The following is a 13,016-nucleotide window of genomic DNA, read 5'->3' as shown; positions in this document are numbered from 1 at the left end:
GCAGGCGGAGACAACCATGTCATTGGCGACGGTCACGGCGAATCCGGTGCGGCCCGCGCTGCGCGCGGCGGCGCAGTCCCCCGCAACGATCGCGGCCCTGTTCGACGGGCTCGCGCCGGACTGGCACTCGCAATGGGCCTGGGACAACTACGAATCCACCATCCTCGCCTTGGCCCGGCACTATGGTCTGCGCCGGGTCTGCGAGATCGGCGGCGGGCGTGATCCGCTCTTCAGCGCCGAGCAAGCGCAGCGCCGCGGCCTCGAACTGACCGTCAACGACATCGATTCCGGCGAGCTGGCGCTGACGCCGGCCGGGCTGAAGACGGCCTGTTTCGACATTGCAGGCGATCTCTCCGAACCCGACATCGCGCGCGGCGGCTACGACCTGATGGTCTCGCGTATGGTCTTCGAGCATGTCGGCGACGTCGAGCGCGCCTGGACCAACATTCACGCTTTGCTGGCGCCCGGCGGCGTCGCGCTCGCCTTCTTCCCGACGCTCTGGGCCCCGGTCTTCGCGCTCAACCACATCCTGCCGGAGAAGGCCTCGCGCGCCATCGTCCATGCGCTGTTTCCGGCGCGGCGCGACGGCGGCGGCGATCCGAAGTTCCCCGCCCATTACGACTGGTGCCGCGGCAGCCGCGCCACGCTGACGCCGATGCTCACCCGCGCCGGCTTCTCGGACGTGCATATCCAGCGCTTCTGGGGCCACGGCTATTTCGACCGCATGCCCGGGCTGAAGCAGGCCGACCACGCCTTCAACGCGCTGGCCGCGAAGATCGGCTGGGATTTCGTGACGACCTACGCCTATGTGGTCGTGCGCAAGGATCGCGGTTGAGGCGCCGCCTGCGGGGCGACGGGGAGGGCGGCGAGCCCCCAGACCAGGCCGAGCATAAGATACATGTGGCGCCAATGGTCGGTGTCGATCTGCAGCCCCTGCAGGATTGTGACGAACAGCACCGACCACAGCACGATCGCGTGGTTCTGCCAGGGCGAGCGCTGGAAGACGAGGCGCCAGCCGACGAGGCAGGTCGCCGCCATCAGCGCCAGCCAGGAGAAGCCGCCGAGCCAGCCATAGGAGGCGAAGGCGTTGATGTAGACGTTGTGCGGATCCTCCGGGAAGAGCCAGCGGAAGCGCAGCGGGCCGAAGCCGTTCGGCTCCTCCAGCAGCAGCGGGATCGAGCGCAGCTGGTTGCCGAAGCGGCCGGTGACGCCGCCGTCATACTCCTGGACGAGGCTGGCGCGGACCTCGAAGATGCTGCGGATGTTCTCGAAGGAGAGCGCGAAGAGCAGCGCCACCGTCAGCAGGCCGAGCGCCGCTAGCGTCAGCGCAACAACTCGCGCGCGCCGCGCCGCATTCGGGGCGGTCAGGAAGGTCAGCGCTATCATCAGCAGCGCGGCGGCGACGAGATTGCCCCAGGCGCCGCGCGAGAAGGTCAGGAACAGCGCCGCCACCGGCACGCTCATCAGCAGGAGCCCGCGCATCAGCCCGAGCCGGCCGGTCAGGATGTGCTGCAGCACATAGATGATCGGCAGCACCAGGAAGGGGCCGAGCACGTTGGGATCCTTGAACGTGCCCGAGGCGCGGCCGTAGAGCGTGAAGACCGAACCCAGCCCCGCCACGTCGAAATAGCCCAGCAGACCGGCGAGGCCCGCGCCCCAGGCGGCGAAGAGATAGCCCCGGCGCAGCGTCTCGAGCCGTCCCAGCGCGTCGTCGGCCATGATCGCGGCGAGGAAGACCGCGGTCACCATCAGATAGACCGACACGGCGGTGAACCGCACCGAGGCCGATTCATCCATCCAGGGGATCAGCGAGAAGGTGCCGCCGATGTTGTAGAGCAGCAGCAGCAGCGCCAGCGGCAGGAGCTTCTGCGAGAAGCGGATGCCGGTGATCATGAAGACGAAGACGGCCAGCAGGAACACGACTTCGTAGGGCGAGGGCTCGATCAGCGCCAGCCCGCTGGAGGCGGTCAGCAGCCAGAGCGCGCCGCGCTTGAGCGCGGCATAGGAGATGCGCAGGCCGCCGCGGCGCGCCGGCTCCGCACCGCCCCTGTCGGCCAGCGCGCTCAATAGGCGTTCTCGCTCTTGGTCATCAGCGAGAACGGCGTCTTGATCAGGATGTAGAGGTCGAGCAGCACCGACCAGTTCTCGATGTAGTAGAGGTCGTGCTCGACGCGGCGCTGGATCTTGTCCTCGGTATCGGTCTCGCCGCGCCAGCCATTGACCTGCGCCCAGCCGGTGATGCCGGGCTTGACCTTGTGGCGGGCGAAATAGCCGTCGACCACCTGCTCATAGGCGCGGTTCGAGGCGGTGGCGTGCAGCGCATGCGGCCGCGGGCCGACCAGCGAGAGATTGCCCTTGAAGACCACGTTGAAGAGCTGGGGCAGTTCGTCCAGCGAGGTCTTGCGGATGAAGCGGCCGACGCGGGTGACGCGCGGATCGTCCTTCGTCACCTGCCTGGCGGCGGTGTGGTCGGTCATCTCGTGATAGAGCGAGCGGAACTTGAAGACCTCGATCTGCTCGTTGTTGAAGCCGTAGCGCTTCTGCCGGAACAGCACCGGCCCCTTCGAGTCGAGCTTGATCGCGATCGCGGTGGCCAGCATCACCGGCGAGAGGACGATCAGCGCCAGCGCCCCGACGACCTTGTCGAAGGCCCATTTGACGACGATGTCCCAGTCCGCGATCGGCCTGTCGAACACGTCGAGCACCGGCACCGCGCCGAAATAGGAATAGGAGCGCGGCCGGAAGCGCAGCTTCGACATATGGGCCGAGAGGCGGATGTCGATCGGCAGCACCCAGAGCTTGCGCAGCATCGCCAGCAGGCGCGACTCCGCCGAGATCGGCAGGGTGAAGATGACGAGGTCGAGCTTGGTGCGCCGCGCGAACTCTACGAGGTCGTCGATCGTGCCGAGCTTGGGATAGCCGGCGACGAGATCGGGCGAGCGGTCGTCGTTGCGATCGTCGAAGACGCCGCAGATGCGCAAGCCCGTGTCGCGCTGGGCTTCCAGCGCCTTGATCAGCGCCTCGCCGCCCTCGCCGCCGCCGACGATGGCGGTACGCCGCTCGAGCCGGCCCGAGCGCGTCAGATGGCGCACGGCAAACGTCACCGCCAGGCGCTCGCCGAGCAGGGCGGCTGCGCCGACGCTGTAGAAGCCGAGCAGCCAGACGCGCGAGACCTGGTCGCCGATCTTGAGGAAGAAGAAGGCGGCGAGCGTGATCAGGAACAGCAGCGTCCAGCCGCTGGCGAGCCGCACCGCCATCGCGATGAAATTCCGGAGCGCGCCGACATGGTAGAGATGCAGCGCTTGGAAGGCAGCGAGAGCGCCGATCGCGAGCGCCGGAATCGTGACCTGGTAGGGCAGGGTGCTCTCGGTGTTGCCGGCCGCATAGAGCCAGTAGATCAGCCCGCCCGCCGCCAGGATGGCGAGCACGTCGAGCAGGCGCACCAGGCCCTCGATCATCACGGGCGAAAGCGTCGGCTTGACCGGGATCGCCGCGATCCTCTCGGCGAGCGGATGGAACACGCGCGTCCCGCTCCGCGCCGGGCCGAACATCTCCGGCGTGGCCGAGGCGGCCGCATCCGCCTTCATCAGATCGCGGACATCGAAGGCACCCATGACGTCACATCCCCGTCGCGGTCGGCGTGGCCGGTCGCATAGTCCGCAGCCGGCCAGCCGATCTTGCCGCTGGCCTACCGGAAAATGCTCACGGAAGGCTTAATCCGACCGATCGTTGTTTCGCGGGACGCGAAACCGGCGGCGAACGGCTGTCGCGACGGCTCCTTCAGCCCCCCAACGAAAACCGGATTTTTCCCAGTCCGATCAAGGTATTGTTTCAGTCGAAATTGAGTGTTTCATGCGTCGCCCGTCGGCCGAGGGGATTGAAAAAAGACGTGTGAGGTTGACGCAAAGCAATCGCGAGGCTATATCGGTCGGTGATGAGTGTCTGAGAAGCACATGTTTGCGCGATCGAAGTTCCGGCCCTGCCGTCGGAGCGCCGTCGCCGTGCTGCTTTCGGGATTGAAGTTCCGAAAGCCCTTTTCGACCGGATGCTGACCTCAAACCCCAACCTTCGCTGAGCCCTCCGGCGCTGCCTCCGTGGCGCCCGTTGCCGGCTTCGCCCGTGTGCAACATGTCTTCCCATTGGTTCTTCCTGCTCGCGGCCATCGCCGTCGAGATCGTCGCGACGGCCGCGCTGAAATCCGTCGTGTCCGCACCCTGGCTCGTGGCGTTCCTGCCGCTGGCCCTGATCGGCCTGTCCTTCGCCCTGCTCTCGATCGCGCTGCGGGTCATCCCGCTCGCCGTCGCCTATGCGGTCTGGGAGGGGCTCGGCATCGTCGGCATCGCTCTCGTCGGCCATCTCCTGTTCGGCGAGCATCTGACGGCGGAGCGCATCGTCGCCCTGGCCGCGATCCTGGCCGGCATCCTGCTGCTGGAGCGTGGCGTCGGTGACGCCCCGGTCGCCACCGCGCAGGGGAGGCCGGCATGACCTCCGCCCTGCTGCCGCAGACGCTCGCTCTCGCCTGGCTGGCGCTGGCGGTCGTGCTCGAGGTTTTCGGCTCCTGCCTGCTCAAGCTCTCCGACGGCATGCGCCGGCGCCTCCCGGGGCTGGCCGGCATCGCGCTCGTGATCGGCGCCTTCGCCGCCCTCGCCCAGGCGATCCGCGGCATGGACCTGTCGGTCGCCTATGCGGTCTGGGGTGGAGCCGGGCTGGTCATCACCGCGATCGTCGGTGCGCTGGTCTTCGGCCAGCGCATCCGGCCCACGGGCTGGGCGGGGATCGCGCTCGTGATCGTCGGCGTCGTCGCGCTCAAGCTGCTCTGAGCGGTCAGGCGCCCCGGCGCCTTGCCAGCGCGTCGCGATAGGCGGCGGTGACGCCGTCGATCATCGGGGCGAGCCGGAACGTGTCGCGCACATGGGCGGCGAGATCGCTCGCCTGCGCGTGACGATCCGCCTCCGGTGCCGCGAGCGCCTGGCCGATAGCGTCCGCCATGACCAGCGGATCGTTCGGCTGGATCAGCCGGTGGCGATGGCGCGGCCCATAGATCTCGTTGATCCCGCCGACATCGGTCGAGACGAGCGGCTGGGCTGCCGCCGCCGCCTCGAGCACGACATAGGGCAGGGATTCGGCGCGCGAGGGCACGACCATGACCTGCGCGCGCGACAGGGCCTTGCGGATCGGACCCGGCGGCTCGAAGACGCACTGGTCGGCGATCCCGCGCGCGACGGTCAGCGCGCGCAACTCGGCCTCGTCGGGCCCCGAGCCGACGATCAGCATGCGCGGCGTTATCCCGTCACGACTCTTCAGCAGGCTCAGCGCCTCGATCAGCGTGTCGATGCCCTTGGCCGAGCGCAGTTCGCCGAGATAGACGAGGTCGAAACTCGCCTCGCTGTGGTCGATCGGCTCGAATTCGGGGTCTGAAATGCCGTTGAGGACGATGCGGTGGTCCGTCGTCGGCAGATGGCCGACATAAGCCTCGAAGCGCCCGGCGATGAACCGGCTCTCGAACAGGAACATGTCGGTGGCGCGCTCGAGCAGCCGTTCGACGGCCATGTAGACCTTATGCTCGGTGCCGCCGGGCTTGTAGTTGAAGCTGCCGCCATGGGGCGTGTAGGCCGTGACATAGCGCCGCCCGGGGCTGAAGAGCGCTGGAACTCGGCCATACACCCCTCCCTTGGAGCCGTGGCAGTGGACGATGTCGGGATCGAGCCGGCTGCGCAGGCGCATCGCGCTGATCTGCGCGCGCGCGTCGGTGACGCTCGGATAGCGCGACATCGGCACGCGCGTGACTCCCAGAGAAAGCTGGCCCGAGAGCTCCGCGAAGACCTCGTCGGCGCGGCGCCCGCCGGTCGTCGAATCGCAGAAGATGCCGACCGCATGGCCGCGCTCGGCCTGGCCCCTGGCGAGATCGATGGCATGGCGAAACAGCCCGCCGAGCGGCGCCCGGAAGACATGCAGGATCCGCAGGCGCGGCGCGTCCGTCATCGGGCCCCTCCGCGCAGGCTCAGAACCAGCGTTCCTTGATGACGATGGTGTCGCCGGGCTGGACCGCATAGGTGATCGGCACGCTCGCGGTGACGAGCTGGTCCTCGATCTGGCGCGTCACCTCGGCATAGGAGCGCTGGCCGCGCGGCGTGAAGCCGCCGGCGATGGCGACCGCGGTCTGGACGGTCATGCCGGGCACATAAGGAAACTGGCCGGAATTGGTGACCTCGCCGAGCACGAAGAAGGGACGATAGGTGTCGACCTCCACCGAGACCTTCGGCTCGCGCAGATAGCCGGCCCGCAGCTTGGCCTCGATCGCCCGTTCCAGCTCGCGGGTGGTGCGCCCCTGCGCCTCGACGGCGTCGATCAGCGGCATCGCGATCCGGCCGGAGCCGTCGACCGCGTAGATGTTGGAGAGGTTGTCCTGCCCGAAGACGATGATCCGCAGGCGGTCGCCCGTCGCGAGGCGATAGGGGCCGCTCGGCTGGGCCAGCGCGTAATCGGACGGGCCGACGCGCGGCGCGCAGGCGCCTGCCATCATGGCGACGGCCAGAGCGAGGGAAGCGAGACGTCGACTCATCACAAGCAATACCCATGCGAAGCTGCGCGAAGCATGGGCGCGATATGGTTAAGAAAAGCTTCCGCCCGATCCTGTCTGGCCGGGATCGAGACAGGCGTGAGCCGGCCTCTTAACCCGACACTAACCTTACTGGGTTCTGATCGCGACTGCGTCCTGTTCAGGGCGCGAGAGTTTTGCGTGAATGGATGGGTCATGACCGCTCACACCGAGAGCCTTGTCAGGGATGATCTGCGCGAGCCGGCCGCACGCGACGACGGTCGCGGCGACATGCTCGATCTCACGGCGCTCTGGGCCGCGATCAAGCGCCGTCGCGCCTGGATCATCGGGCCGACGCTGGCCGCGCTGGGCCTGTCCTTCGTCGCCGTCAATCTGGTGACGCCCCGCTACACCGGCGAGGCCCGCATCCTGCTGGAGAACCGCGGCACCTTCTTCACGCTGCCCGGGCAGTCCTCGACCGACAGCGTCGGACAGTTCGACTCCGAGGCCGTGCAGAGCCAGGTCCAGATCATCATGTCGCGCGACCTGGCGCGCGAGGCGATCAAGCGCATCGGCCTCGTCGGCAATCCGGAGTTCGATTCCGGCGCCGGCGCGCTCAACGCGCTGCGCAAGGTCGGCGTCCTGATCGGGCTCGGCGGCCATCCGGCCGATCGCTCGCCCGAGGATCGCGTGCTGGAGAAATACTACGACCGGCTGCTGGTCTATCCCGTCGGGCGCTCGCGCATCGTCGCGGTCGAGTTCACCTCGCAGGACCCCGAACTCGCCGCCAAGGGCGCCAACATCATCGCCAACGCCTATCTCGAGCTGCAGGAGGCGGCCAAGCAGGATTCCGCCCGCAGTGCCTCCTCCTGGCTCTCGACCACGATCGAGCCGCTGCGCCAGCGCGTCAGCGAGGCCGAGGCCAAGGTCGAGGATTTTCGCTCCCGCAACGGGCTGCTCGTCGGCGCCAACAACACCACGATCAACGCCCAGCAGCTCGGCGATCTCTCGACCCAGCTCTCCGCCGCCCGCAGCCAGCAGGCCGAGGCGCAGGCCAAGGCCGGCCTGATCCGCGACGCGATCAAGCAGGGGCGCACCTTCGAGATCCCCGACGTCGCCAACAACGAGCTGGTGCGGCGCCTGATCGAGCAGCGCATCAATCTGCGCGCGCAGATCGCGCTCGAATCGCGCAACCTCCTCTCCGAGCATCCGCGCATCAAGGAACTCAACGCCCAGCTCGCCGATCTCGAGGGCCAGTTGCGGGCTGCCGCCGAGCGCACCGTCAGAACGCTCGAGAACGAGGCCAAGATCGCCGGCCAGCGCGTCGAGAGCTTCACCGCCGCGCTCGACGGCCAGAAGAAGAATGTCTCCTCGGGCAATGACAGCGAGGTACAGCTGCGCGCGCTGGAGCGCGAGGCGCGGACGCTGCGCGAGCAGCTCGAGCAGTACATGCTGCGCTATCGCGAGGCCGTGGCCCGCGACACCCAGAACGCCACGCCCGCCGATGCGCGCGTCATCTCGCGCGCCATCGAGCCGACCGAGCCCTCCTTCCCGAAGAAGCTGCCGACGGTGCTGGTCGTGACGCTGGCGACCTTCCTCACCGCGCTGGCCACCGTGGTCTCGCGCGAGCTGCTGAACGGCCAGCGCGACCAGGCCCCGAGCCAGCCGCGGCGCACGCCGGGCTGGGTGGGTGGCGCCGGCACCGGCGCGCATCGCAGCGAGGAATCGCAGGCCGAAGCCCGTCGCGAGCGGGTCGCGGGCCTGCTCACCCATGGCGGGCGGCTGGGACAGATCACGCTCGACCTCGCCCATCCCGAGCAGACGCTCGCCGATCTCGCCGAGCGCATCGACGAGCCGGTCCGCGGCATGGCGCCGATGGTGCTCGTCCTGGACGGATCGGGGGAGGGCGCCACCACGCCGCACGACCTCGCGGATCTCCTGTCGCAGCGCTGCCGCTGCATCATCGTCGATCTTGCGGCCGATGAGGGCCGCGGCGAGCCGGGCTTCTCCGAGCTCCTGGCAGGCGAGGCGCTGTTCTCCGACATCATCACCCGCCAGCCCGGCTCGCGGCTGCACCGCATCGGGCCGGGGCGCGCCGGCCGCGACGCGGTCCTGGCGGCGCCGGACCTCGTCGAGGTCGCGCTGGATGCGCTCTGCGAGACCTATGACTGGGTCTTCGTCGCCGCCGCCTCCAGCGACGAGGCGCAGGTCCTCGGTCCCCTGGCGAAGCGCGCCCAGGGCGGGCTCGTCATGGCCGGCCAGCTCGGCAACGGCCATGCCGTCGAGGCGGCCTATCGCCTGTCCGACCTGACCCGCGCGCCGGTCACCCTGATGCTGGACGCGCCCGAGCCCGCCCGGATGGGCGAGCTGCGCGAGCGCGACCCCGCGCCGCTTTGAGCCAAACTACTCGTCGGCGGCGGGCTTGCGCCCGCGGCTGAGCCAGCCCGAGACGCGGTGGGCGAGTTTCAGCGCCGCAGGCGACGCCTTGATCCGCCGCTTCGCCTCGCGCTTGGCCCGGCTGAACAGCGCGAAGGCATGGCCCCTGGCGGTCAGCGGCAGGAAGCTGTCGACGAGATCGTCGCGCTCGTCGCAGATGGTCGTCTTGTAGCGGGCTTCCCCGACGCCGAGATCGAAGACGGTGATCCCTTCGCGCGATTTCAGCCGGATCAGGTCGACGAGCAGGATCTCGCCCGGGCTCGTCTTCGCCACCTCGCTGTCCATGTCGAAGGAGGTCGCCATGCCGGAGAAGCGCCCGCCCTGGACCGCCCCGACATAGGTCGCGACCGACTGCCCGCCGACGTCGAGCGAATAGAGCTCCAGCACCGGCGGCCGGTCCCCGTCCGACTGCGCGCCGCGTTCGAGGAAGCGGCGCACGGCCGGCGGCGCGAAGGGGTCGGCGATGCCCATCATCGCGAAGCGGGCCGCCTTCTGCCGCAGGAAGGCGTCGATGACGCGGGCGATCTCGGCCGGCGTGCGGGCCCGCACCATTTCGGAGGGGCCGTAAGTCACGAACCGGTTGCGCTTGTTCTTGAGCTTCTTGTGGGCGTGGCTGCTCATCGAGCGCCGCAACGAGCCCTCGCCATCGCAAGGCACGAGGGCGAGCTTGTAGGCGCCGCTCGGGCTCGGCCCGCCGGCGAGCTGCGCCAGCGGGTTCGCCACGCCCTGCCACTGCGTCGGCTGGTTGACGAAGATGAAGGCATCGAGCCCGCCGATGGCCACCCCGATCTCGGCCAGCATGAGCCGGGCGCCGGTGGCGTCGAGCCCGGCGGCGAAGGCGGGGTCGTAGATGCCCATATGGTAGTTGGCGTGCTTGCCGCCGATGAACTCGGCGAAGCGGATGCCGCTGCGGCGGGTGATGACCAGCGGCAGGATCGCCAGCGCCGCCCCGCCGGCATCGCGCAGCACGGCATGGCGGAAGGCCATGCCCTCGGCGGCGCCGACCGTCTCGATGAAGGGCCGCACCCAGCCATAGGCCTGATAGGGCGTCATCACGGCGCGGTCTTCCAGCGCCCGCCAGTCCTCCGCGAGTGCGGCGATGTCCTCGACCACCGACAGGCTCGCCCAGATCTTCGCGGTGCCCGGCGCGCGCGCGACCGGCGCGTCCGTGCGGCGCTGCGTCGGAGCGGTGGGGCTGGGTTCGACGAGCGCTGACATGGATCTGAAAGCCTCGGGAGCAACGGCGATGCCGCCTCTTTAACCCGCTATTGTGAACGGACTGGCCAAGATCGCCCGAGATCGCCTGAGATGGCGCCGCCATCGGACAACAGCGTTAGCGGGCGGTTGCCGCGGAACGGACAGATGAACCTGCGCCACCTTGCCTTCTCCGCCGTCTTCAAGGCGATCGCGGCCACGGGCGCCGACCGCTGGGGCAGGGGCCTCGCGCAGGGCCGCGGCGTCATCCTGACGCTGCACCATGTCCGGCCGCGAGGCGCGGGCGGCTTCCGGCCCAATGGCCTGCTCGAGATCACGCCCGGCTTCCTCGACCGCACCCTCGGCCTGATCCGCGGCGAGGGCTTTGATCTGGTTTCCCTGGACGAAGCGCTCGCCCGGCTTGCGGCGCCGCGCCCGGGCCGCTTCTTCGTCGCACTGACCTTCGACGACGGCTATCGCGACAATGTCGAGCACGCCTGGCCGGTGCTGGCGAAACATGCCGCGCCCTGGACGCTCTTCGTCACGCCGGGCTTCGCCGACCGCACGGCGCGGCTCTGGTGGCTGGAGCTGGAGGAGGCGCTTCGCGCGCTGCCGGCGCTCTCGCTCGCCTTGCCGGACGGCCCCTTCACCGCACGGACGGACAGCGACACCGACAAGCAGCGCGCCTTCGAGGTGCTCTACTGGCGTCTGCGCAAACAGCCGGAAGCGATTCTGCTGTCAGCGATTTCGGATCTGACGTCACAGGCTGGCATCGACCCCGCCGCCCTCGTCGAACGCGAATGCCTGCCCTGGGAGACGCTGCGGGCGCTGGCCGGCGCGCCGGGCGTGACCATCGGTGCGCACACGCTGACGCATCCGATGCTGGCCAAGCATGACGAGGCTTTCGCCCGCGCCGAGATCACCGAGAGCAGGAGCCGGCTCGAAGCGCAGCTCAGCCTCCCCATCCGCCATTTCGCCTATCCGGTCGGTGACCCCACCTCGGCCGGCCCGCGGGAGTTCGCCCTGGCGAAGGCGGCGGGCTTCGCCAGCGCGGTGACGACGCGGCCGGGCCATCTCTTCGCTGAGCATGCCGACCACCTCCACGCCTTGCCGCGCGTCTCGCTCAACGGCCTGCACCAGAGCGAGGCGGCCGTGCGGGCGCTGCTCTCGGGGCTGCCGTTCTGGCTCTGGAACCGGGGGCGGCGGGTGAATGTGGGGTAGGGTCAGTGCGTCATGCTCGGGCTCGACCCGAGCATCTCCGGCAAGGGATTCTCGGGTCTCCGCTGCGCTCCGCCCGAGAATGACGGTCGCTGTTCAGGCTCGGTCCTTCCGCTCCATCCACTTGATCAGCGGCAGCAGCGGCAGCACCCAGGCCAGCCCGAGCGCGATATAGGCGATCGTCTGGACGAGCTTCGGCGCCGTGGTGATGCGCCCCTGCGCCAGCGCCATCGCGACCAGCGCATAGACGCAGACGAAGACGAGGATGAGGACGGTGCCGATCAGCTTGCGGTGGGTCTGTCTCATCGGGTGGTCTCGTCCTGACTTTCGGCGCGGGCGCCGGCCTGCGGCAATGCGGGCGTTGTCGGCCCCGGGCGCGCCGACTATCTGTCACCTGTCATCCCGCTTGTGAAGCGCAGCCCTTGCGACGGAAAGCCCCGGCCCCGTGACGATCGCCCTCGACCGAGCCCTCCCTGCGACCGCGCCAGCGACCAGCCATGCCGGCATTCGCCGCTGGCTCTGGGCCGTGGCCGCCCTCGTCTTCGTCATGGTCGTCGTCGGCGGTGCGACGCGGCTCACCGGCTCGGGCCTGTCCATTACCGAGTGGAAGCCGATCACCGGCGCCCTGCCGCCGCTCTCGGCCGAGACCTGGGCGAGCGAATTCGCGAAGTACCGCGCCAGCCCGCAATACCAGCTGCTGAACCAGGGCATGAGCCTGGGCGAGTTCCAGTTCATCTACTGGTGGGAATGGGGCCACCGCCAGCTCGGCCGCTTCATCGGCCTGGTCTATCTCGGCGGCTTCCTCGTTATCGCGGCGCTTCGCCTTCTGCCCTGGCGCCAGACGCTGGTGCTCTTCGGCATGGGGCTGCTGCTCGGCCTGCAGGGGACGATCGGCTGGATCATGGTCGCCTCGGGCCTGCAGCCCGGCATGGTCGCGGTCGCGCCGGTCAAGCTGACGCTGCACCTGACCTTCGCCGCGCTGTTCTTCGCCTCGGTGGTGGCCTTCGCCACCTGGAAGACGCCGGCGCGCCGGACCGAGCCGGGGCATGGACGCGCGATGGCCTGGCTGCTGCTGGCGCTGCTCTTCGGGCAGATCGCGCTCGGCGGGCTCGTCGCCGGCTCACGAGCCGGCTTTACCTACAACACCTGGCCGCTGATGGACGGCGCGCTGGTGCCGGGCGTCGAGACGCTGTTCGTGCGGCCCGCCTTCTGGGAGAACTTCGTCGACAACGCCGCGCTCGTGCAGTTCAACCACCGCCTCGGCGCCTATCTGCTGCTGGCGCTGGCGCTCTGGCACATGGTCTCGCTGCGCAAGATCGCGCCGGGCTCGGGCGGGGCCAAGCGCGCCACGGCGATCCTCGGCCTGACGCTGAGCCAGGCCGTGCTCGGCATCGTCACGCTGCTGCTGGTCGTGCCGCTCTGGGCCGGGCTTGCCCACCAGGCGCTCGGCTTCCTGGTGCTGGCGATGGGCGTGGTGCATGTGACGCGCAACGAGGGCGCCGTGCGGGGGTGAGCCTCCCGGTCATTCCGGGGCACGCCGCAGGCGTGAACCCGGAACCCACGACCGGGTGAGCGGTCGCGGGGGGCTCACAGAGGAGCGCTCTCGAAGAGGGCGCACCCGGTCGTGGGT

12 protein-coding genes are annotated in these 13,016 nt (G+C 69.3%); 6 read left to right on the top strand and 6 right to left on the bottom strand.

The window, feature by feature from the left end:
- The first annotated feature begins 16 nt into the window (after positions 1-16).
- Positions 17-835: a class I SAM-dependent methyltransferase gene (locus tag SJY11_RS17325; RefSeq protein ID WP_376988009.1), complete on the top strand. Its 819-nt coding sequence runs from the start codon at positions 17-19 to the stop codon at positions 833-835.
- On the opposite strand, the gene SJY11_RS17320 is transcribed toward SJY11_RS17325, so the two are convergent.
- Together SJY11_RS17320 and SJY11_RS17315 are read right to left on the bottom strand one after the other, a co-directional pair.
- Positions 805-2,067: an O-antigen ligase family protein gene (locus tag SJY11_RS17320; protein ID WP_376988008.1), complete on the bottom strand. Its 1,263-nt coding sequence runs from the start codon at positions 2,065-2,067 to the stop codon at positions 805-807. The genes SJY11_RS17325 and SJY11_RS17320 overlap by 31 nt on opposite strands.
- The gene (locus SJY11_RS17315; protein WP_376988007.1) at positions 2,064-3,614 is read right to left on the bottom strand and encodes an undecaprenyl-phosphate glucose phosphotransferase; all 1,551 of its coding nucleotides are present in this window, start codon (positions 3,612-3,614) and stop codon (positions 2,064-2,066) included. The genes SJY11_RS17320 and SJY11_RS17315 overlap by 4 nt, the downstream gene beginning before the upstream one ends.
- A gap of 514 nt (positions 3,615-4,128) precedes the next feature.
- Between SJY11_RS17315 and SJY11_RS17310 the strand changes: the two genes are divergently transcribed.
- Together SJY11_RS17310 and mdtI are read left to right on the top strand one after the other, a co-directional pair.
- Positions 4,129-4,485 carry a DMT family transporter gene (locus SJY11_RS17310; protein ID WP_376988006.1) on the top strand — a complete coding sequence of 119 codons (357 nt, stop codon included), beginning with the start codon at positions 4,129-4,131 and terminating at the stop codon, positions 4,483-4,485.
- Positions 4,482-4,820, top strand: coding sequence for a multidrug/spermidine efflux SMR transporter subunit MdtI (mdtI, locus tag SJY11_RS17305; RefSeq protein WP_376988005.1), 339 nt, complete (start codon positions 4,482-4,484; stop codon positions 4,818-4,820). Before SJY11_RS17310 ends, mdtI begins: the two co-directional genes overlap by 4 nt.
- A 4-nt stretch (positions 4,821-4,824) precedes the next feature.
- Here the strand turns inward: mdtI and SJY11_RS17300 are convergent, their stop codons facing one another.
- Both SJY11_RS17300 and SJY11_RS17295 read right to left on the bottom strand, forming a co-directional pair.
- Positions 4,825-5,982, bottom strand: coding sequence for a glycosyltransferase (locus SJY11_RS17300; protein ID WP_376988003.1), 1,158 nt, complete (start codon positions 5,980-5,982; stop codon positions 4,825-4,827).
- Positions 5,983-6,001: 19 nt separating this feature from the next.
- Positions 6,002-6,562, bottom strand: coding sequence for a polysaccharide biosynthesis/export family protein (locus SJY11_RS17295; protein WP_326911823.1), 561 nt, complete (start codon positions 6,560-6,562; stop codon positions 6,002-6,004).
- 192 nt (positions 6,563-6,754) lie between these two features.
- On the opposite strand from SJY11_RS17295, the gene SJY11_RS17290 reads away from it, so the two are divergent.
- Positions 6,755-8,935: a GumC family protein gene (locus SJY11_RS17290; RefSeq protein WP_376988002.1), complete on the top strand. Its 2,181-nt coding sequence runs from the start codon at positions 6,755-6,757 to the stop codon at positions 8,933-8,935.
- A gap of 6 nt (positions 8,936-8,941) precedes the next feature.
- On the opposite strand, the gene SJY11_RS17285 is transcribed toward SJY11_RS17290, so the two are convergent.
- On the bottom strand, positions 8,942-10,192 hold the full coding sequence (locus SJY11_RS17285) for a GNAT family N-acetyltransferase (protein ID WP_376988001.1): 1,251 nt from the start codon (positions 10,190-10,192) through the stop codon (positions 8,942-8,944).
- A 144-nt stretch (positions 10,193-10,336) separates the two neighbouring features.
- On the opposite strand from SJY11_RS17285, the gene SJY11_RS17280 reads away from it, so the two are divergent.
- A complete protein-coding gene (locus SJY11_RS17280) occupies positions 10,337-11,389 on the top strand; it encodes a polysaccharide deacetylase family protein (protein WP_376988000.1) in 1,053 nt (350 codons plus the stop codon).
- A gap of 93 nt (positions 11,390-11,482) precedes the next feature.
- Here SJY11_RS17280 and SJY11_RS17275 read toward each other — a convergent pair whose 3' ends face one another.
- On the bottom strand, positions 11,483-11,692 hold the full coding sequence (locus SJY11_RS17275) for a DUF2842 domain-containing protein (protein WP_069054812.1): 210 nt from the start codon (positions 11,690-11,692) through the stop codon (positions 11,483-11,485).
- Positions 11,693-11,831: 139 nt separating this feature from the next.
- Here SJY11_RS17275 and SJY11_RS17270 point away from each other — a divergent pair, with 139 nt between their 5' ends.
- Positions 11,832-12,899: a COX15/CtaA family protein gene (locus SJY11_RS17270; protein ID WP_376987999.1), complete on the top strand. Its 1,068-nt coding sequence runs from the start codon at positions 11,832-11,834 to the stop codon at positions 12,897-12,899.
- Positions 12,900-13,016: the final 117 nt, after the last annotated feature.

Source organism: Allobosea sp. R86505 (genome assembly GCF_042466375.1).
In the GTDB taxonomy this organism is placed as follows: Bacteria; Pseudomonadota; Alphaproteobacteria; order Rhizobiales; family Beijerinckiaceae; genus Allobosea.
The sequence above is the reverse complement of the archived record's forward strand: the minus strand, read 5'-3'. Positions and strand labels throughout refer to the sequence as shown.